The following is a 19,412-nucleotide window of genomic DNA, read 5'->3' on the forward strand; positions in this document are numbered from 1 at the left end:
CATGGCGACCCGAATGCCAAACATCACGACAGAAGCGGATGGGTTTGAGCGACTGCTCGGCCCCGCCTCCAGTCGCTACTTCGGAAGCGGATTCAGGCGTACCCGATACGAGATCGACACCCTTCGAATAGGGGATCCTGGCGACGCGCAGGCGAGCGCAGTCGGTCGCGTCCACTACCCGGACGACTGGTCGATCAAGGCTGGAACGGGAAGTCTCACCCCGCACCTGAGCACAGTCGATGCGGCCATCCTCTCCGCGAAGATGATGGAAACGACGCTTGCAGTAATTGGCCTCAGCGCTGGGCAAATCGGAGAGGCCTGGGTCGATTCAATGTCGATTCGCGCGGGCGCCCGTCCGCTGGAATCCCTGGCAGCGGTCCCGCTGAATACGCGTCTCAGCGCACAGACTCAAGGGGACGACGACGTCAGCACGACCTTCGAGAGCCGAATCGGATCGTTGGCAGTCACTGCCAGGATCCGCCATGCACGCCCGTCGGGCCCGGCGCGATACCCGTCCGAAGTGGACATGGAAGGCCCGCTCAGTTCGTACTACCAGACAACCCAGCATCAAACGCGGCTTGATGACCTCGACGTGGACCAGCAGACGATTCGCTGCCACCACGCGGTTCTGCCGGGAGTCGGCAGAGGTCATGGGCTCGAGAGTCGGTTCTGGCCTGCACCCACGCTTATCGACTGCCTCGTTCTCGCCGGCCAGATGGCGCAGAGCCTCATCTACGCCATCGAACACGTGAACAGAACCGAGACCAGCAACCTCTGGATGCGCCGCGCATCATTCGAAGCAAGTGCGCCGAATGACCGCATGACACGAAGCGACGCGATCATGAGGCTGATCGATCGAACATCAATGAGCCGAGGCGATCGGCCGTTGAGTGGCGTCACAGTGGAAGTCCCGAACCTGTTCGGGGTCCGCGTCACCGCAGCGCTTGCCTACTTCGGCTCGTCCCTCACAAGCGCAGGCTGACGCTTGCTGAACGCCGACCGCACATGTTCATCGAGCTCGCTTGCCGCGTCCGCGCTGGCAACCCCTGCGACGAACACCCGCCACATCGTGGAAAGCACCTCATAGAGGTCCGCCCGATCTGTCAGCACACTGGAGACCAGATGAACACCCGTGAAGTACGGAACGAGCGTCCTGCCGAGCTCCTCCGGAGAGAACCTCGTCGAGACTTCGCCCGCTTCCTGCGCGCGCCGGAACTGCTCGGCAACTCCACCGATCCAGTCCTGGTAGTACCCACTTGTGGGCACCGACAACGTACCCTCCTCAAGCGAAAGTCGAATCCCTGCTCTCACGAGTGGATCGGTCAACAGCTGATCACCAATAGCGCGCGATGCATCAATCAGGCCTCTGAGCGGGCTGCTCGCACCCCCAGCCGCTTCGAGCGTCGCACCGGTCCGCAGATTCTGCTCAGCGATGACCGCGAGCGCGATGTCCTGCTTCGACGGAAAGAAGAAATAGAGCGAGCCGGCCGTCACACCCGACTCGCGGACGATGTCACTCAGCGACGCCTGACCGAAGCCAAAACGGTCAAAGGCGCGACCTGCACCATCGAGGACTGCCTGGCGGGTCTGATGACCACGGTTCTGTTGCGGTTTGCGGCTTGCCAAAGAAGAATCCCTCACGTCGTTACTGACGGTTATAACGTATCGGTCTCATCCTGATGAGACGAGAAGAAACAAACCCGACGACCCTCCTGACAGGATCAACCGGGTTCATCGGCAGCGGGATCCGGCAGGCGCTTACCAGCGCTGGCCATCCTGCACGTCTGCTCGTCAGAAACCCAATACCTGACCTCGAGGATGTCCCCGCAGGCGTTGTGCCGTCCTTTGGAGATCTCACAGACACCGACAGCATCGCGGCAGCCCTCCAAGGGACAACCACGGTGATCCATGCTGCCAGCTACGTCGGCGACGACCAAGAGATGCAACGGCGTGTGAACGTCGAGGGGACCCGACATCTCGTTGAAACCGCAGCCAGTCTTGGGGTCCGCAGCTTCGTCTACGTCAGTACTTTCGGCGTCTACGGTGGCGACTACCCTGTCGGAGCGGCAGAAGTCGACATCGCCCCGCACCCACGCTCGGCACTCAGCGCCTCCCGAAGGGAGGCGGAACTCATCGTGCTCGACCACGGCGGCACGGTGATCCGTCCGGCTCTCGTCTACGGTCCCGGAGACCGTTGGTTCATCCCACCGCTCATCAAGCTCATCCTCTCCCTTGACGCTTGGATCGACGACGGCGAGCAATTAGTATCCACGATCGGTCGGGATCGGCTTGGCGAACTCATCGTCGCGCTGCTCGGGTCATCTCCTGGCAGCGGAGTCTTCCATGCCGCTCATCGGGAGCCCATCCGAATTCGGCAGCTGGCGGATCCAGTGATCAAGCGGTTAGGTCGAAGAGTCCCAACCGAGTCGATATCCGTGGAACAGGCGCGGGTCCGGCTCGAAAGAGCAGGCGTTCGAGAATCGGCGATCCAGCTGGTTACAGCGGACAGCTGGATCAACAGCGAGAAGATATGGAAGCGCTCGCGTGTCACGGACACCTGCTCTCGCCCGCTTTACAGTGGCACGGAACTCGACGCGTACGTTGCACTATTCGACGATCCTCGCGGGTGGCGGCCCGCACCCTGAAGCGCATGGAATGGCGTTCGAAAGGGAAGCCCGCAGGCGACGTGCCTGCGGGCGTTCCTGCTCACGCGCCTCAGAATTCAGCCTGACTCCTTGGACTGCACTGGGGTCACCGCCGTTGGAAGTACCGGTACAGGTACTGCGGCCTTGCGAACGCGGTCGCAGCGACGCTGCCGACGACGCAGCCCGCAGCTCCCATCGCGACAATGGCGGCACCGCGAGCGATCAGAAACGAGCTCATGTCCGGGGGAGTCTCCGCTGTGGTGACGAGAAGCACTAGTGCCGACATCAGAAACACGACCGGGACGATCAGCAGACAGGCCGCCTCAATTATGAGCATGAGTGCCAAGCTGCCGATTTGAATGTTGAGCTGCCGGGCCGTTGCGAGCTCGAGGCGACGCCGGGCGCCCCCGGCCAGTATCAGCCCCGTGCCAATGGCGGCCGCGGCTGCAGGTGCCCATGCGGACAGGCGGGCGTCGAATCGTTCAACCGTTGGCAGATCCTCGCCAAGTGTCGAATTCAATTGACGCACCACCCGACTGGTGTCAGCAACAAGCGCTGCCGCGATCGGTGTGCCGGCGAGGACCGGGCTTGCTGCTGAGACGTATGTTCCCGAGAGCCGGATCCAGCATTCATCGAAGGTGCCACCTGCGGGGACCTCAGCCAGAATGGCGGTTCCGAGTTTTGCGCTGCGGCCATCGTCGGGGTAGGCGAACGAGCCGGCGACTGGGACTCGGCCCGCGGTGGTGGTCAGCTCGTCGCCTGGCGCGAGGCCATACCGGCCCAGCGTGTCGTCGGAGAGGAACACTCCTCCACTCCCGAAGGTCCGAGCCTCCACAACAGCAAGGAAGCCCGGGGTCACGTCGAATACTGAGATCTCGGCACTTGGAAGGGCGCGCATCGCGACAGGTTCACCGAGTCGGGCTGCGCCGCTGGCTGCCACGCCTCCGAGCTCGCTGAGCGCTTCGCACTTTTCAGGGTCGACGCCTCCGGGCAACTCGACGACCAGCGTGCTCGCGCCGGATTGATGGAACTGTGCGGAACTCTCGTACACGTCGAGGATGCCGCGCGTCTCAAGCCACAGCAGCGACCCCACTCCGGCAATGAACAGCGCCGTGAAGAGCATCGGCTTGGCGGTGCCACTCGTGTAGTTGCGCCACGCCTCGGAGAGTATCGAACCCAGTCTCACGCCGGCGGCCGAACCGAAATGATCGTGTCTGTGCTGCGGAGTATCCGCTCGTCGTGAGTGGCGACGAGTACAGTGCGCCCGGCTCCGGCGAGGTGTTCGAGCACATTAACGACCTCCTGGGCGCTGCGGCTGTCGAGCTGCGCGGTGGGTTCGTCGACCAAGAGCAGATCCCGCCCGGTTGCCACTGCTCGAGCCATCATCACACGCTGCGCCTGGCCTCCCGAGAGTTCATGGAAGTAGGCATCCGCACACTCGGCAAGACCGAACTGGCGAAGCAGGCCATGAGCGCGTGCCTGCGCTCGTGGCCTGCGATCACCCTGTGCGAGATAGGGAAGAGCGACGTGTTCCAATGCGGTTCGACGGGCGACTCCGAAAGGGTTCTGGAACACCCAGAAGCTGTTCCCGGGCGTTGTCTCGATCGTTCCCGAGGTGGGAGTGATCTGTCCCGCGGCAATGCCGAGCAACGTGCTCTTCCCGCTCCCGGATGGGCCGCTGAGAACGGTCACGCTGCCTGGCCCGATGTCCGCCCAAACGGGCGAGAACAGAGGAACCCCCGGCACATACTCGTGGGCGATAGCCCGGAAGCTCAACTGCATCGAGCCCCCCCTGAGGGTGTCAGCTCGATCGAACTGGGGATTTCGGAGCTGAACTTGAGAATGGAGCTGCCAAGTGAGGACGCGACGACATCAACCGGTATCGTCTTGCGTCCAGCGACGACGCACTCGAGTTCACCGTCGATGACCACTGCGCTCGCAGGCGCGGTCGCGATTTCGATCGGAGTGGAGAGTCTGAGCGTGGCGGTGAGTTGACCGTCGCCGCCCGATTGGGTGAAGGCTTGAAACTCTGGGGACGCGAGGATGCTGGCGAGCGACTCCTTCGCGACGTCGCCGGTGTCCATGTCGACGGGGGCGACGACATCACCGATCGCCAACTCCCTCTCTCCAGCAACGAGTCCCTCAGGGACGGTTGAGAGCCCGATCATCGCCGCTGCCGGTGGCAGCTCTGCGATGGGGTCACCGGAAACTGCTGGGGAGCCAGCGTCGACCTCGCACGAGTTGATCGTGGCTTCCGCAGCTGGCAGCCATACGGTGTCGGCCGGTGCGATGTCTTCCTTGTCATCTCGGCCGATCGCCGCCCACATTCCTGAGAGGGCTTCCGCGGTCTCCCAGCCAAATTCACCGTCGTCCTCTGCTGGGAATCCGAGCCGCGTGAGTTCCTTCTGCAGCGCAGCTACGTCCTCTCCTTCAGCTCCGATGCTCAATGGCCGCCACAGCGGCGCATCTAGGGTGAGGGACACCAGCGGTTCACCGTCAACCCACATCTGGACCGTGCCCGACTTCCATACCCCGCCCGGGATGCAATCGAATCGGGTGATGAGGCCGTCGCTCTGGCTCTTGAGAGTCCGTGACTCCGCGACGGTTGCGCGCAGGACGACGTTTCTAGGGTCCGCGAACTCTTCCGGCGCAAGTGCAAGCTTCCCGCTCAACCCCTGTGCCTGGAGTGATGCCGGCGCTCCCGCCGTGGTGATGACCGCCCCGAGGGCCGTTCCTGCGGTCAAGGTTGTGATGGCAGCCGCGATCAGCAGCGCCGCCGAGGGTCGCCCGCGGCGGGTCCGCGTCTTGCCTTGAATCGGATTCCTCATCAATGCGATGGGTTCGACATGCAGTCGGTGAAACCTTGTGCCTCAACGTCCACAACCTCGTTGAGGCGATCTTCCTCGAAGGCAGCGTCAAGGTCGCTCCTGGTAGCTCCGTCCTTCGTGATACCTGTGCGCTGGAAGCACTCGGCGAGCACTTCGTTGTAGGGACGGTTCTCCGGGTTCTGGGTCATGGAGACATAGAGGACCTCGATCAGCCCGTTCGTACCTTGACCGCATTCCGATTCGACGGCGCCGGACGTGTCCGCACCATTCGGGTAGCTTGTGGAGACGTTATAAAAGTCGCCAGCAACACCTTTCGAGGTGGGGAGGCCGGAGTCGTTCATGCACTGGACGAATCGGTCCATCGCCTCCTCGTACTCTGCACGGGAGATCACGTCATCGTTGAGGACATCCCGTTCGAAGTCGGACGCCGCCGACGCCTTGGCGTCTCTGATCTGCGCGGCCCAAGGGTCGCTTGATTCTTCTGCCGAGCTACAGCCAGCGGCTGTGGCAAGGATCATCGCCCCTGCCACAGCCGCAAGCGCCGGCTTTGTCAGCCGCACTTAGTACCCCCCGTACCAGCCCGTCCACCCGTTGGCCGTGCGGACAACGAAGCGCGCGTCACGGCTGGTGATCGCGTAGCTGCTCGACACGGTCGACGAGAAGGCCGACTGCGGGCCGCTCACATGGGTCGGGTTACTGGCGATGTAGTGCCAAAGTCCAGCCTGAACGTTGATGCATCCGCTGTTCGTCACCGTGAAGGACTTCGACCCGACAGACGCATCATGCGAACACGGGCTTGCAACCGGGTAAGCCTGGGCCGCGGAGGCCCCGAACAGCGACACTGCCACGAGCGCAACCGCGGCGGCCGCACCTGCAATTCGACGTTTCATCAAGAATTCCCCATTCGTAGTGTTCCGGACAGCAATGTCCCGGACCTGGTCAGCCGTTTTCGCAACGGTGCCGATCAAGCTATCAAATAAGTAGGGGGTTCAACATAGTTTTTGGAGTGACGTTCCGACGGTCCAGCCGCCCAGGCTGAGAAAGGCGCGTTCGAGTCGGTGCCGAAGCAGCTTCGCGAGACCGCCCGGAGCGCTCGGTCTGCGCGTTACTCGCCGGTCGACTGCCGGTCGCGGGCCGCGATCGCAGCGAGCCGGGCGTTGTACTCCTCGAGCTCGGCATCGCCCGTGCGGTCGGCATGGCGGTCGCGACGCTTCGACTCCTTCTCGTCGCTGCGCGACCACTGGAACGCGACCGTGATCGCGAGCGCCACCGTCGGGATCTCACCGATCGACCAGGCGATGCCGCCGCCGAGCTGCTGATCGACGAGCGCGTCGGTGCCCCAGCCCATCGCGCCGTACCAGTCCGCGAGCAGCAGCCCCGTGCCGGTCATGATCGCGAGGCCGAAGAAGGCGTGGAACGCCATCGTGCCGAGCAGGAGCAGCAACCGGAACGGGTACGGCAGCCGGTACGGCACCGGGTCGATGCCGATGAGCGACTGCACGAAGAGATACCCCGTGATGAGGAAGTGCACGATCATCCACTCGTGACCGATGTGGTCGAACATCGTCCACCGGAAGAGCGGCGAGTAGTAGAACACCCAGAGCGATCCGGCGAAGAGCACCGCGGCCACGATCGGGTTCGCGATGATCCCGGCGAACTTCGAGTGCACCGCGAGCATGATCCATTCGCGGCCGCCGCGCGAGCCGTCTTTTCGCGGCTTGATCGCTCGGGCCGCGAGCGTGACCGGCGCACCCGGCACGAGCAGCACCGGCACGGCCATGGTGAGCACCATGTGGGCGAGCATGTGCGCCGAGAACAGGTACTGCTCGTAGACGTTCACGCCGCCGTTCGTGACGTAGGCGAGCAGCAGCAGACCCGAGACCCAGAGCACGGTGCGGTAGATCGGCCACTTGTCGCCGCGCTTGCGGAGGCGCCGGGCGCCCGCGAGGTAGAAGAAGATGCCGAAGCCGCACGCGAGCAGCCAGATCAGGTCGGGGTTCCACTCGGTGAAGTAGCGGTACGTCTCGGGCCACGGCGGCAGCCGCTCACCGGTGAGATACTCCGCCGGGCTCACGAGCGCGTTCGTGAGGACTTCTTCGGACACCGGCGGCGCCGTGCGCGCGAGCGCCGCAGCGACGCCCGAGGCGAGGCCCATGAACGCGAGTTCGGCCACGACCAGCCACCAGAAGTACTTCGCCGGTCGAGGAGCGCCCGACGCAGGAGGACGCGTCTCGAGACCCGCACCCCGCGTCATCCGCCCGATGAGGAACCGACGCTGCGCCGCACCGAAGAGTCCGAGCGCGATGAGGGCTGCGACCTTCACCACGACGAGCCCGCCGTACTGCGTCGCCAGCTGGTCCCAGGTGCCGATGCGCAGCGCCGCACTCGCGTACCCCGAGACCGCGACGACGATGAAGCAGATGAGGGCGACCGTCGAGTAACGCGCGAGCACGACCGGCAGGCGCTTCGCCCCGAGCTCGCCTTTGAGCAGCACGATCGTGAGCAGGCCGCCGAGCCAGACCGCCGCGAACACGAGGTGCAGGCCGAGGCTCGTCACCGCGGCCGCGTGCCCCGCAGCGCCCGCCGCGTGGCCCTGCTGCGCCATCGGCACGAGCGACGCGACCGCGAGCACCGTCACGAACACGAGCGCGGTGTGGTTGCGCACCGCGAAGCAGAGCACGGTCACCGCGGCCGCGGCGAGGGTCGTGATGAGCCACGATTGACCGAGTTCGATGGTCGTGACGAACTGCCCGAGCTTCTGGCCGAAGGCGTCGCTGAGATCGAACGGCACCGCCGTGACGAGCAGGAAGGTGAACAACCCCGTCGCAGCGCTCGCGACCGTCATCACCGCGGCCGATGCGGCGGCGACGTCGAGCGCGAGCCCGAACTCGCGCTTCTTCGGGCTCAACGCCCACACGGCGAGCACGAGCGCGCCGATCATGCCGGCGGCGCCGAGGTTCACGAAGAGCTTCGACACCGGAACGCCGTAGCGCGCGATCGGCCCAGGGTCCTGGATCAGCTGTTCGGCAGCGCCCCCGCCGTACGCGAGTGCGGCGAAGGTCGCCAGAAGGGCGACGGCGGTGAGCACGGCAGGGCCGAGCACTCGGACGGAGCGGGGCACCGAACCAGCCTAGGCATCGCGCCACCAAAACTGGGGAGAATGACTCAGATTGGGTGAAGAAACGAGCGGGAGGCCATGCGGTGCGATTGCGCCCCAAGCCTGAGCCGAGAAGGGCTCAGGGAGATTCAGTGCTGGCTGAACACATGTGGGTCGTTGCGGAGATCGAACTGGTCGGTCCTGTCATTGGGGCACGTCGCCTTTGTCCTGGAATCGCCGAATGTGCCGGATGTAGCTGGTCTGCGCCCAGTAGTACTCGAAGAAGTCGTCGCCTGGGCAGGTGAGGAAGCCGCATTCGCCGAGCTTGAATCTTGCGAGCGAGCGGATACTTCCGGCGGACAGTTCGAAGGCTGGAGCCTCGGGGCCCGGGATCCGCTCCCAAAACCGGTGGTCGAGGTCAAGGATGTGTCGGGACCCGGCGGTGGTGACCTCCCATTTGCCGCTTGTTCGGTTCGTGATGTCGACGACCGGACGGTGAAGGGTGCGAGCGCGCCCGCTGTGCTCGACGACGTGGACACGCAAGCTACGCGGTTCGAGAATCGCGAGGCTCGGGCCGCCGCCGCCGACCTTGTCCAAGACGACGGCCTCCGTCCAGAACCCTGGATAGCCAACCGCTTCGTGGGTGAACCCCCCTCTGGATGTCGAGAAGCAGAGTCGTGGTTCGACCAGCTCGAACCCGCGTTGGAACTGCTCGCGGGCCGTGAGCGTGGACCGTGGCAGTGCCGGCTGCTCCGCCTCGGCGGGATGCGGGAGGGTAAGCAGGTCGAGCGGTGCGTCGTACCCGAACAGCACATCGACGACGTCGGTACCAAGGCGGTCTAGGTCTGCTTCGGCGGGATGTTCGGTTCCGCGGATCCGCGCTTGCCCCGGAGGCGCTGCGGATGCGAGATCGCCAAGCACGCCGAATTCTCGGCCATGCTCGAGGCGGCCCCGCAGGCCGTTCGGCATGATGCCCACGGTTTCGTCGACCAGCGAGTGTACGGTCGCGGGGTCTTCCCGATCGAGCCCTGCCTCTGCTTGGCCCCAACTTCGCGGCCCGGCCAGCAGGACGTATTGCTCTCTTTCGCGGAGATGATCGACAAAGTCTCGGGCTGCTGGGTCGGACGCCATGCTGTCGGGACGCACGCCGGGATCGCCGAGCACGACGATCACGCGGACGCCATGATTCCCGAGGAGTCCTGCTGCGGCGTCGAGTCCGTCCGCGCTGCCGCCAGGGTCACCGATCACACCGATGGGCCCCTCGAGCGTCAGTTCATCTTCGGATCCCATGATGCGGAATATAAACCGCAAATCGCGTCACCGCAATCCGCTGAAATCGGGTCTTGTATCGTCTCAATCTACGGAATATAATCCGCACTATGTCGCGTGTTCAACGCGACGAACTCACGTTTCGCCGCACCGATACTCGAGCCGGATCCCGATCAGGGGCGACCGACCCGGCGGGGCAGTCTCGCCGGCGGGGTCGTGCTGGTCGTGCGCATCATCGCCACGTCGAAGTCTGTCCCGAATGCCAGACGAAACCTGGCGATGTCCTCGAGTCGCATTACGACCCGGCCCGACAGGACCTTCTGAAGGCGATCGTATGGAGCGCCGATCGCGGATGCGAGTGCCGAGACCTTCTCGATGCCGTGCTGAGTTCGCATCAACCGGCGAACCTTGTGCGCCACCCGATGCTGCAGCACCGCTGCCTCACGCTCAACCTCCGACGTCGCCGGAACCGAATGCCACTCGACTTGCTCAACGAGTCCGAACGCATCCGGGTCCTTACAGAAGGATCGTGGGATGTAGCGCGGATTCGTCACCCCCGGAGGCTATCGCCAACACGAAGCCCGAGCCAAAAGACCGTATTCGAGCCTTGCGGTACCGAAACTCACGAACGCGTGGGCGTGTGCGAACCCACCCGTTAATGGTCCAGACATGGCCGTCAAACCTCTCTCCAGAAAGCTCGCCAGCACCGGGCGGGATGAACTCCACTGGTCCGCCCGCGGGGTGACCCACTCCGCTCCGGTCAGCCGGGTCGCTGAGATGCTCCGCGACGAGCAGCTGGAGTTCGCTCGCATGCCACGCAAGTTCAAAGGCCAGAGCAACTATCACGGCCGCTACTGGTGCGCTGGCGCATCCGCACCGATCTGGCACGAATCACTCAACGAATACTTCGGGCTCATGCTGATCGACTTCCATCACTCGGTCCATGCGATCTACCCGCAGCCGTTCCTCATCACCTTCGCCGACCGACGAACCCACTACCCGGACTTCCTCGTCGTGCAGCGAGACCACCGTCGGCTGCTCGTCGACGTGCACGCCGAAGACGACGAAGAGCAGGCCGCCACCTTCAACAACACTCGAGCCATCTGCACACGGCTCGGGTGGCGGTACGAGCTCCTCACCGAACTCGACAACACCAGCCAGCAGAACCTCGAGTGGATCGCAGGCTACCGCCACCCGAGGTACCGACCGTCCAGCGAACTGCGTGAACGGATCCTCACCGCTGTCGAACACCGCCCCACCTTCGGGGCTCTCCGCGCGGCGCTTCGCACAGACCGTCCCGGCGAACACCTGCCAATGGTCTACCACCTCATGTGGTGCCGGGAGATCCGCTTCGACCTCGCCACGCCATTCACCGACCGAACCCGACTCTCGAGGGGAACCGCGAAATGACTGGATCCCAACGCCTACGCATCGGCGACCTCCTCGCTCTCGACGACGGCGACTACCGTGTCGCGGGCTACGCGAACGGCGTCTTCACGCTCCGGAACACGCTCACATCCGAGTACACGATCCTCGACCACATCGAACTCGCACGGCAACTCCGGGCCGACACGCCCACTGAGAACGCACCCCGTGAGTCAGACACAAAGCTGCCGATCGCTGTCCTGGTCGACCATATCGACGAGCAGGCGCAGCGACTCGAACCCCACATCCGCGAGCTGATCGACGGCACGCCCGCGGTCGGCGACGTCCCACGCGAACAGTACTCGCCGACCCTGCCGATGAAGTCGCGACTCGAATCGAAACTCCTCGAGCTGCACCGGATCGGGATCGAGATGGAGATCGCCACCCTCAAACGCCGTATCAAACGGTACAAGGAGGCAGGCCCTGCCGGCCTCGTCGACCGACGGACCCTTCGCAACGAGCAACCACTCGCACGCGCAGATGAACGCGTCATCGAGACGCTCAGCGCACTCATGACGGACGCCCAAGAAGCCTCAACACCCACCCTCACGAAGCTGCGCGCGAACCTCGCAAAGGAACTCCTCATCCGTTACCCCGGGGAGAAGGTCCCGGCCCCCTCCGTTTCAAGCCTCCGCCGATATGTCAGCCTCCTCGACGGCGGCCGCAACATCCTCGGAAGTGCCGTCCGGCGACAGTCCGCGATGAACGTCCCGAAGCGAGCTTTCAGCGCACGCACCGCGGCCGCCCCAGGCCAGGAGGTGCAGATCGACTCCACCATGCTCGACGTGTTCGTGCGAGACGACTGGGGAATGCCGCAACGCCCCACCCTCACCATCATGGTCGACAAAGCGACCCGCTCGATCCTCGGGTCGAGCATCCGCCTCGGAGCCGCCACCGCACACGACCACGCGGTCCTGCTTGCCAGGTGCCTGGTCCCGAAGCCATTGCGGCCAGGCCCGGACTACTACGCCGAGCACGACCTGCCGGAACTGCCATGGGCCGCCTACCTCAGCCCTGAACAGCGTCGCGAGTACGACGTTCGGCGGCCCTACATCGTGCCGCAGCGAATCCTCACCGACAACGGTTCAGACTTCCTCGCCGTCTCGTTCCGGTCGGCCTGCGCACGGTACGGCATCTCACTCACCGAGTCCGCACCCGGCACCCCGACCGACAAAGCACAGGTCGAGCGGGCCTTCGGCACGATCCGCACCAAGTTCAGCCAGTACCTGCCCGGCTATACCGGCGGCCGCACCGAGCATCGCGGCATCAGCCCGGAGCTCGACGACGACCTGCTGGACGTCGACATGCTCGACGAACTGTTCGAACGCTGGGTCGCGATCGTCTGGCAGAACCGTCGCCACTCAGGGCTCATCGACCCCCGCTACCCCGCCGAACGACACACCCCGAACACCATGTACAGCGCGTTGTTCGAGCTCACCGGATACTTCCCGGTACCGCTCGAAGAGACCGACTACATCGAACTGATGCCGTGCGAGAAGCGCACCATCCAGAGCGACGGGATCGAGCTCCGCAGCCGAATGTACGACTCCCCGCACCTCGGCCCGTACCGAAACCGTCGTGACGAAAACGGACGAGCGCAGCTCTTCGACATCCATTACGACCCGAACGTCGCCGGCCGAGTGTGGGTCCGACCTGACCCGAACGAAACCTGGATCACCTGCGCCTGGAAAGAGATCGACGGCCTGTCACGACCCCACCTCGCTGGAACCATGCGTCGCGCTCACCGCCGGACGCTCGAGCACGGTGGGTTCACCGACGACCAAGCCGACGACCTTACCCTCGGCCTCATTGACGACCTCCAACATGAAGCGGCACAACGCGAGCTCCAGACGCTCTCCGAAGCAGCCCAGGCACGTGACCTCCCGTCGAAATCGCGAACTGACATCGAGGACGACATCCCCGAAGACGACTTCACCCCGCTCAAAACGATCTGACCAAGAAAGGTACATCCCATGAATCTCACCGTCACCGCCACCGAAGACCCATTCGACGACCTCTACGGCCACTTCGACCGGCGAGAAACCCTCCTCAAGATCCTCACCACGCCTCCGAACCCAGCGCCGAGGATGAACCTCGCCGACTACACCGCAATGAACACCGCGGACCGCCAACTGTTCGACCACCAGCGGCAGGAACACATCATCGACGGCGTCGTCGTCGAAACGCCCCCGCTCGCAGAACTCCGTCGACTGCTGCACCGCGCCCTGCTCACCGCTCGCAAACCCGTCGGCCGGGGCGGCCTGATCCTGACCGGCCCCGCCACCATGGGCAAGACCACCGCATCGTTGAAAGCAATGAAGGATGCACTCCGGCACCACGAAGCACGCTTCCCGAACTGGCAGGAGCTCGGCCACACTCCAGTGGTTTACATCGAAGTTCCGCCCGGATCGACCGGGAAAGCGATCATGGGCAGAATCCTCGAGTTCTTCGGCCTGCCAGTCCGTTCCAAGATGACACTCGAGGAACGCACCCAACTTGTCGTGCACCATCTCAACCACGGCCGGACGAGCTTGCTCGTCATCGACGAAATGCAGAACCTCGCCAAGCTCACACTCGGCCACTTCGAAAGCGCGCAAGCCATCAAGGACCTCACCAACGGGATCCGCGCCGTACCGCTCCTGGTCGGCATCAACCTCGATCAGAGCGTCATCACGAACGGAATTCTCGGCGAACAGTTCGCCGCACGATCCAAGACCGTGAAACTCGGCCGCCTCGGCTACGCGACCGACGACGACCGGCGCCTCTGGAAAGGTGCGATCCACGCCTTCGAACAAGAGCTCGTCCTCCTCAACCACAAACCCGGCACACTCTTCCCCCACGCCGAGCTCATCTGGAACCTCACCCGCGGCTCCATCGGCGCACTCGCGAACCTGCTCACCACCGCGGCACTCGACCTCATCGACGCCGGCAACCCCGAGGACGAGACCATCACTCCCGACGTGCTCGCCAACGTGAAACTCGACCTCACCACCGAACGCGAACACGACCGCATCGCCGAAGCGGAGGCCAAGGCCGGACGCAAGAAGTCGGAGAAGCACCGTGCAGCTTGACCAGATCCGCCCGTTCCCGATCCGCGTCCGGGTACATCATCGAGAGACCACCGCGAGCTACGTGCATCGCCTCATCGACGCCAACGCCATCCAACGCCGGACCTGGACCTCGATGGTCAACAGCATCGCCAAGAACGACAGCGTCGCGACCGACCTGGCCGAGGAACGCCTCGCCGAACGAGCCGGGGGACTTCGTCAGGAGCACTTCGCGCTGGCACGCGCGGCAAGGCCGGCGCACGAAGACGGAACCCGCTGCCCGAAATGCGACACTTTGAACTCTCCGCGGTTCGCGTGCCGCCTCTGCGCCGCGGGTGAACTGATCACCCTGCACCCCCATCAGGACGGGAACGTCTGCCGCCGGCACCGGATCTGGACGGGTCTCGGCTTCCTATGGGAGCAACACCCCGTTTCTGAGACCGTGATCCGGGCAGACCGGAAGTACCGCCAGCTGGTGCGAGCCGGACTGCTGGACTCGCACCGACTGGCCGAACTGACAGCATGCATCGACGCATGGCAGAAAGCAGAACAGGACAACCCGGGAAGCGCGTCAGAGCAGTTCACGCTCGCCATCCAGGTGGCCGCGGCCCTACTGCCGGAGAACGGCTCCGACCGGTTGCCGATGCATCGGCCGAGCCCGCCGAACGATACAGCCATCTGGACCGGCTCGTTGACCAGGCCGTGGCTTGTCTCCCGCACGTCACGCTCACCGACCAGCTCTGGATGCTCCTGCTCCCGCAACTGCGCACCGATAGCGACGGTGGGGCAGCCACGTCACCGCACGCATTCCGACTCCCCACCGTCGTTCAGTCCGGCGCGTCAGACACCTTCGACCTCCACACAGTGATGCGGTCCTGCGCCTACCCGCGCGCGACGCACCTGCACCTCAGCCAGTTCGAACACTCCGACCGGCCAGCGCCGCGACATCACATTTCGATGAGCAGTGACATCCAACACCTCTACCGATGCGACCGTGGGCACGCATTTACCTCCACGATGGCAATCCTCAGAAGTTCAGCTCAGGGTGCGGCAAGCGGGTGCCCGTACTGCAGCAACCGGAGGCCGCTGCCTGGGTTCAACACTCTCGCCGACGAGCACCCGGTCATCGCCGAACAGTGGCACCCGACGAAGAACGGGAACCGCCGCCCCGCCGATTTGCTCCCGGGCGCCGGAACGAAAGCCTGGTGGCGGTGCCCGCGCGGACATGACTACACGGCGACACCGAACTCCCGCACCACAAAGGGAACCGGATGCGGCTACTGCGCGAACATCCGAGTCAGCGCAGAGGTGAACGCGCTCAGCCTCACCCATCCAGGCCTCGTCAAAGAGTGGCACCCGACACGAAACGAACAGGTCACCCCTGACGACGTCGTCGCCGGCTCCGAACGGCAGGCCTGGTGGGTCTGCCCAGCAGGCCATGAGTACCAGACGAAGGTTGTTAGCCGGACAAGCGGTCACAACTGCCACTACTGCACCCGGCAGAAGGCGGACCCGCAGCACACAAGTCTCGCTGCGACCCACCCGCGCATCGCAGCCATGTGGCACCCGACAAGGAACGGTGAGCTCACCCCGGAGCAAGTCATGCCCGGGTCACCGAAGAAGGTGTGGTGGCGCTGCGCGAACGGACACGAGTACGACGGTGCGATCGTAAGCCGGGTCAAGGGTGTCGGGTGCCGGTACTGCTCCAACCGTGCACGCTCCGCGACGAACATCATGTCCGTCGCCCGCCCCGACCTCGCCGCGGAATGGCACCCGACGAGGAATGGTGATCTGACCCCGGGCCATGTGGTGCCCGGCACCTCGAAACGGATCTGGTGGCGCTGCGCCGCCGGACACGACTGGCAAGTCAGCGGCGACAACAGGGTCAGGCAGAACACCGGCTGCCCCGTCTGCTCCAACAAGAAGGTCCTGGCCGGCGCGAACGACATGGCGACCACCCACCCCGCTCTCGCAGCCGAATGGCATCCCACCCGGAACGGCGCGCTCTCCCCGCAACAGGTCGTAGCCGGCACCGCGCGCAAGATCTGGTGGCGCTGCGCCAACGGGCATGAATGGCGATCGAGTGGAGACAACCGTGTCACCCACGGGCGAGGCTGCAGCAAATGCGGTCCAGCCGACCACCCGGTGCACGTGTGATGCGCCACACTGAGCGGCGACTCCGTAGGCAACTCAATCGATGGGCAGACACCCACCATCTCGACCCCGACATCCTGACCAACGAAGCGGCCCGGCACGGAGTGACCCTCGAGACGCTCATCGGAAGGTTCGAGCGTGCGGCCCGCCACAAGGACAGGCCGTTCACGCAGCGAGTCGCAGCAGATGCGCTCACCCCGGGCATCATTCATCCCGAGGTCCTCGAACAGCAGACCTGGTGGATCGACATCCTCGGCACCCCATGGCGAATCCACGAACCAGGAATCAGCACACCGCATCTCATCAACGTGCTGATGTTTCTGCGGGAGCAGAGCGGTGAGCTCCAAGCTCTCGGGGAAGGCGAGACTGCAAGCCACTACTATCCGTCCCCATGCGAGTGGCCTGAGTCGACACCTCTCTTTCGCGAACTCCAAGCGGAACTCGAGGACCGCAGCCTGTAGTCGACGTCAACGGAGGAAGAGCACCCGCGAAGCCTCGCATGCCACATTGCACACGAGCGGATCCGGCAAGGACTGAGCTGCTTGCCCAACCAAAGACGAGTAAACCAGTAAACCGGTAAACCGAATGTGCGCTGTAAACCGGGCTGTGATCAGACTGGCTCTCACCACGAACAACCGCGACGTTGACAGCGGCCCGTCGCCACGGGATACCCGTCCAAGCGGCCGTGGATGACTCGTCATTGATCATGTGAATAAAACTAAGGCGGTCGACCGACTATGAGTTATGGTTTTCCCCACGACCTCTCGGTCGCGTCATGAAAGTGAAGGGAATGCACAATGAAGTTCAAACTCGCATCAGCCGCGATTGCCGGCCTGGGGCTCGCGATATCGGCAGTCGGCGTCCTCCCGGCGAACGCCTCGGAATCGCCCGAAACTGCGGACCTGCGCGCCTGGTATGAGCAGGTTGGTGTCGATGACGCAACCGCCAATGAGCTGATCACGAAGATCAATAGGGGGGAGCTGCCAGACTCGGTCGAAGGAGCTCTCAGCCCAGCCGACGTGACCATCTCCGAAGAGAACGGTTGGACCGTCACGCGCAGCACCTATCCCGACGGCTCGGTCGCGCTGACTTATCTGGAACTTCCCGAGGCTGAGGGGCTGCCCGCACTCGCATCCCTGAACTCGACCGAGGCCGCAATCGAACCGATGTCAGTGGGCAACTGCTCCTCCACGGAGGGCGGGTCCGGCTACGCCAGTTACTACGACTGCGGCGTGATCGAGTCCACCGACCTGATCACCATGTCGTTCCGGGCGAACTACACGCGTACGTCTTCCGGCGTCGGAACCATCAGCTCGGCCTATTCGCCGTATGTCTACACCAATGCCGGCAGCGCGCCTACACCCACGTTGACTATCAACCGCCCCAGTGGAACGGTCTCGAACCCGGCGCAGGCGCGGGCCGTAACGCAGTTCAGTGGGGCAAGTGGAGGGTTCACCGCCTACCTCTATCTCAACGTGCACGGCGGCAGCGCCTGGTCATCCAAGTCCGGCTGGTAGAAGGGATCCAACAGCATGAACAAGAGCATCATCAGTCGAGGAGCAGGCATCGCGGGGCTCGTGCTCGCGCTCGCGCTCGGGAACTTTGCGGCGCCGGCCTACGCGGCTGACGCGGAACCCGACTGGACCTACCTCACCGAATTCAACGAGCAGTACGGCGTCTCGGCCGAGGACCAGGCGAACCTCCTCGAGAAGGCAAGAGCAGGCGAGCTCCCCGATTCAATGACCGGCGCCAGCCCCGTCTCCGTCGAAGCTTCTGCCGATGGCCTTACAAAGATCGAGCGATTCGAAGACGGGTCAGTGCTCGTGTCCGAAATCGAAGAGCCCGCCGTCGTTGCACCGGGGCAGATCCAGCCCAGAGGAATTGCTGGCTGTACGCAAACATCTGGCAGCGGCTGGGTTCAGTACACCGGATGCACCGTGAGCACGGCCAGCTCGTACGCAACCCTGTCCTTCAAGGCGAGCTACATCCGCGCCTCGAACGGAACTGGCCAGATCACTCGCGCCGACACGCCCTCAGCGCAGACCTACTACGGCAGCTGCGACGCGTCACCCACGATTAACGTCGTCCGCGCTGTTTCGCAGGGAGCTAGCCTCCCGGCAGTCGCAACCGAACACTGCCACTACGTGAGCTACAACGGTGCAACGAGCGAAGACCTCTACCAGTCGCTCAGGGTAACCGGCGCAGAGGCTTGGATCACCATGTACTAAACGTCGACCGACAGCGGAATCGGCGGGGTGCGCATCAGCGCCCCGCCGTTTTTGCGTTGCATCGCTTCGTTGGCCGCCCATCTCCGTAATCGGGTCATTGCCATGGACAACCCCCGCCCCGAAGACTGCAGGGCGGCCGCGACTGGCGGGCCGATGTCCTCACTGCCGCGCCCAACCATTGATAGCCGACAACAGCCAAGGTGTGGCTATCAGCGGCCGGAGCGCGGACTCAGGCGACGCTCGATAGTCGATCTAAGCGAGGTTCGTCAGCGTCAAAACCAAGACCGGGACAGAGAAGAAGAGCGCTACCGCGCCGATCAGAACAGCGAGCATCGAAAGCCGCACCCCAGACAGCATGCTGTCCCGGCGCAGGTGGGCCCGAGAAATGAGGCCAAGCGTGACCGCCAGAACGCCAAGCGCAAATGTCGCGAGACTCCAACCCACACCCAATCCGATCGAACCCACGGCGGCTACGCCGACCGCCACCCCGGCAACCGCGGTGATCGAAAGCTTGGGTGCCACAGCTCCGTCGGTAGTGTCTATTGCCACTCATCAAGCCTATGCCGTGAGCCCGCGGGAGCCAAGAATAAATAAGTAGGGTGGTCAACTCATAATGCGCTGGCTGTGAAGAACGCACGTAGTTGCGCCCGTTACGACGGCGACGTGCTGCTCAGTCCGTCTACTTGGATCGTCCATACGTCAGATGCTCGGGAGGGCTT

The 19,412-nt window shown here is 64.1% G+C and carries 19 protein-coding genes and 1 pseudogene; 11 read left to right on the top strand and 9 right to left on the bottom strand.

Annotated features, from left to right (window positions below):
• The first annotated feature begins 1 nt into the window (after position 1).
• Entirely contained in the window at positions 2 to 982 is a 981-nt protein-coding gene (locus tag ACFVTH_RS11050; protein ID WP_387090454.1) for an AvrD family protein, read from the top strand.
• Here the strand turns inward: ACFVTH_RS11050 and ACFVTH_RS11055 are convergent.
• Entirely contained in the window at positions 949 to 1,626 is a 678-nt protein-coding gene (locus ACFVTH_RS11055; protein ID WP_387090457.1) for a ScbR family autoregulator-binding transcription factor, read from the bottom strand. The two genes, ACFVTH_RS11050 and ACFVTH_RS11055, sit on opposite strands and share 34 nt — an antisense overlap.
• A 53-nt stretch (positions 1,627 to 1,679) precedes the next feature.
• Between ACFVTH_RS11055 and ACFVTH_RS11060 the strand changes: the two genes are divergently transcribed.
• Positions 1,680 to 2,645: an NAD-dependent epimerase/dehydratase family protein gene (locus tag ACFVTH_RS11060; protein ID WP_387090460.1), complete on the top strand. Its 966-nt coding sequence runs from the start codon at positions 1,680 to 1,682 to the stop codon at positions 2,643 to 2,645.
• Between the two features lie 106 nt (positions 2,646 to 2,751).
• Here ACFVTH_RS11060 and ACFVTH_RS11065 read toward each other — a convergent pair whose 3' ends face one another.
• From ACFVTH_RS11065 to ACFVTH_RS11095, 7 genes are all read right to left on the bottom strand, one after another.
• Positions 2,752 to 3,831, bottom strand: coding sequence for a hypothetical protein (locus ACFVTH_RS11065; RefSeq protein WP_387090463.1), 1,080 nt, complete (start codon positions 3,829 to 3,831; stop codon positions 2,752 to 2,754).
• The gene (locus ACFVTH_RS11070; RefSeq protein WP_387090465.1) at positions 3,828 to 4,427 is read right to left on the bottom strand and encodes an ABC transporter ATP-binding protein; all 600 of its coding nucleotides are present in this window, start codon (positions 4,425 to 4,427) and stop codon (positions 3,828 to 3,830) included. Before ACFVTH_RS11070 ends, ACFVTH_RS11065 begins: the two co-directional genes overlap by 4 nt.
• Positions 4,418 to 5,389 (bottom strand): peptidoglycan-binding protein, encoded by a 972-nt coding sequence (locus ACFVTH_RS11075; RefSeq protein WP_387090467.1) that lies wholly within the window; start codon positions 5,387 to 5,389, stop codon positions 4,418 to 4,420. Before ACFVTH_RS11075 ends, ACFVTH_RS11070 begins: the two co-directional genes overlap by 10 nt.
• Before the next feature lie 83 nt (positions 5,390 to 5,472).
• On the bottom strand, positions 5,473 to 5,991 hold the full coding sequence (locus ACFVTH_RS11080; protein ID WP_387090470.1) for a hypothetical protein: 519 nt from the start codon (positions 5,989 to 5,991) through the stop codon (positions 5,473 to 5,475).
• A 587-nt stretch (positions 5,992 to 6,578) separates the two neighbouring features.
• On the bottom strand, positions 6,579 to 8,594 hold the full coding sequence (locus ACFVTH_RS11085; RefSeq protein ID WP_387090473.1) for a cytochrome c oxidase assembly protein: 2,016 nt from the start codon (positions 8,592 to 8,594) through the stop codon (positions 6,579 to 6,581).
• 180 nt (positions 8,595 to 8,774) lie between these two features.
• The gene (locus tag ACFVTH_RS11090; RefSeq protein ID WP_387090475.1) at positions 8,775 to 9,860 is read right to left on the bottom strand and encodes a hypothetical protein; all 1,086 of its coding nucleotides are present in this window, start codon (positions 9,858 to 9,860) and stop codon (positions 8,775 to 8,777) included.
• 152 nt (positions 9,861 to 10,012) lie between these two features.
• Positions 10,013 to 10,393: a hypothetical protein gene (locus ACFVTH_RS11095; RefSeq protein WP_387090478.1), complete on the bottom strand. Its 381-nt coding sequence runs from the start codon at positions 10,391 to 10,393 to the stop codon at positions 10,013 to 10,015.
• A gap of 115 nt (positions 10,394 to 10,508) precedes the next feature.
• On the opposite strand from ACFVTH_RS11095, the gene ACFVTH_RS11100 reads away from it, so the two are divergent.
• The 9 genes and pseudogenes from ACFVTH_RS11100 (at position 10,509) to ACFVTH_RS11140 (ending at position 18,693) form a co-directional block, all read left to right on the top strand.
• On the top strand, positions 10,509 to 11,249 hold the full coding sequence (locus ACFVTH_RS11100) for a TnsA-like heteromeric transposase endonuclease subunit (protein ID WP_387090481.1): 741 nt from the start codon (positions 10,509 to 10,511) through the stop codon (positions 11,247 to 11,249).
• On the top strand, positions 11,246 to 13,219 hold the full coding sequence (locus tag ACFVTH_RS11105) for a Mu transposase C-terminal domain-containing protein (RefSeq protein ID WP_387090483.1): 1,974 nt from the start codon (positions 11,246 to 11,248) through the stop codon (positions 13,217 to 13,219). The genes ACFVTH_RS11100 and ACFVTH_RS11105 overlap by 4 nt, the downstream gene beginning before the upstream one ends.
• An 18-nt stretch (positions 13,220 to 13,237) precedes the next feature.
• Complete coding sequence (locus tag ACFVTH_RS11110) at positions 13,238 to 14,335, top strand: ATP-binding protein (RefSeq protein ID WP_387090486.1); 1,098 nt, start codon at positions 13,238 to 13,240, stop codon at positions 14,333 to 14,335.
• Positions 14,325 to 15,179, top strand: a complete 855-nt coding sequence (locus ACFVTH_RS11115) for a hypothetical protein (RefSeq protein ID WP_387090489.1) — start codon at positions 14,325 to 14,327, stop codon at positions 15,177 to 15,179. The genes ACFVTH_RS11110 and ACFVTH_RS11115 overlap by 11 nt, the downstream gene beginning before the upstream one ends.
• A gap of 149 nt (positions 15,180 to 15,328) precedes the next feature.
• Positions 15,329 to 15,583 (top strand): annotated as a pseudogene (locus ACFVTH_RS11120) (zinc-ribbon domain-containing protein); the annotation flags it as partial.
• 36 nt (positions 15,584 to 15,619) lie between these two features.
• The gene (locus tag ACFVTH_RS11125; protein ID WP_387091846.1) at positions 15,620 to 16,468 is read left to right on the top strand and encodes a zinc-ribbon domain-containing protein; all 849 of its coding nucleotides are present in this window, start codon (positions 15,620 to 15,622) and stop codon (positions 16,466 to 16,468) included.
• Between the two features lie 101 nt (positions 16,469 to 16,569).
• Positions 16,570 to 16,926 carry a hypothetical protein gene (locus tag ACFVTH_RS11130; RefSeq protein WP_387090492.1) on the top strand — a complete coding sequence of 119 codons (357 nt, stop codon included), beginning with the start codon at positions 16,570 to 16,572 and terminating at the stop codon, positions 16,924 to 16,926.
• A 336-nt stretch (positions 16,927 to 17,262) separates the two neighbouring features.
• Positions 17,263 to 17,982 (top strand): hypothetical protein, encoded by a 720-nt coding sequence (locus tag ACFVTH_RS11135; protein ID WP_387090494.1) that lies wholly within the window; start codon positions 17,263 to 17,265, stop codon positions 17,980 to 17,982.
• A 15-nt stretch (positions 17,983 to 17,997) separates the two neighbouring features.
• Positions 17,998 to 18,693: a hypothetical protein gene (locus tag ACFVTH_RS11140; RefSeq protein WP_387090496.1), complete on the top strand. Its 696-nt coding sequence runs from the start codon at positions 17,998 to 18,000 to the stop codon at positions 18,691 to 18,693.
• 252 nt (positions 18,694 to 18,945) lie between these two features.
• Here the strand turns inward: ACFVTH_RS11140 and ACFVTH_RS11145 are convergent, their stop codons facing one another.
• Complete coding sequence (locus ACFVTH_RS11145; RefSeq protein ID WP_387090499.1) at positions 18,946 to 19,215, bottom strand: hypothetical protein; 270 nt, start codon at positions 19,213 to 19,215, stop codon at positions 18,946 to 18,948.
• Positions 19,216 to 19,412 lie beyond the last annotated feature (197 nt).

It is taken from the genome of Agromyces sp. NPDC058104 (assembly GCF_042884835.1).
GTDB lineage: Bacteria > Actinomycetota > Actinomycetes > Actinomycetales > Microbacteriaceae > Agromyces.

Coding starts and splice junctions, on each gene's coding strand:
- ACFVTH_RS11070 (WP_387090465.1), bottom strand. CDS start 4,427: ATGCAGTTGAGCTTCCGGGCTATCGCCCACGAGTATGTGCCGGGGGTT.
- ACFVTH_RS11105 (WP_387090483.1), top strand. CDS start 11,246: ATGACTGGATCCCAACGCCTACGCATCGGCGACCTCCTCGCTCTCGAC.
- ACFVTH_RS11090 (WP_387090475.1), bottom strand. CDS start 9,860: ATGGGATCCGAAGATGAACTGACGCTCGAGGGGCCCATCGGTGTGATC.
- ACFVTH_RS11110 (WP_387090486.1), top strand. CDS start 13,238: ATGAATCTCACCGTCACCGCCACCGAAGACCCATTCGACGACCTCTAC.
- ACFVTH_RS11100 (WP_387090481.1), top strand. CDS start 10,509: ATGGCCGTCAAACCTCTCTCCAGAAAGCTCGCCAGCACCGGGCGGGAT.
- ACFVTH_RS11080 (WP_387090470.1), bottom strand. CDS start 5,991: ATGATCCTTGCCACAGCCGCTGGCTGTAGCTCGGCAGAAGAATCAAGC.
- ACFVTH_RS11060 (WP_387090460.1), top strand. CDS start 1,680: ATGAGACGAGAAGAAACAAACCCGACGACCCTCCTGACAGGATCAACC.
- ACFVTH_RS11050 (WP_387090454.1), top strand. CDS start 2: ATGGCGACCCGAATGCCAAACATCACGACAGAAGCGGATGGGTTTGAG.
- ACFVTH_RS11135 (WP_387090494.1), top strand. CDS start 17,263: ATGAAGTTCAAACTCGCATCAGCCGCGATTGCCGGCCTGGGGCTCGCG.
- ACFVTH_RS11140 (WP_387090496.1), top strand. CDS start 17,998: ATGAACAAGAGCATCATCAGTCGAGGAGCAGGCATCGCGGGGCTCGTG.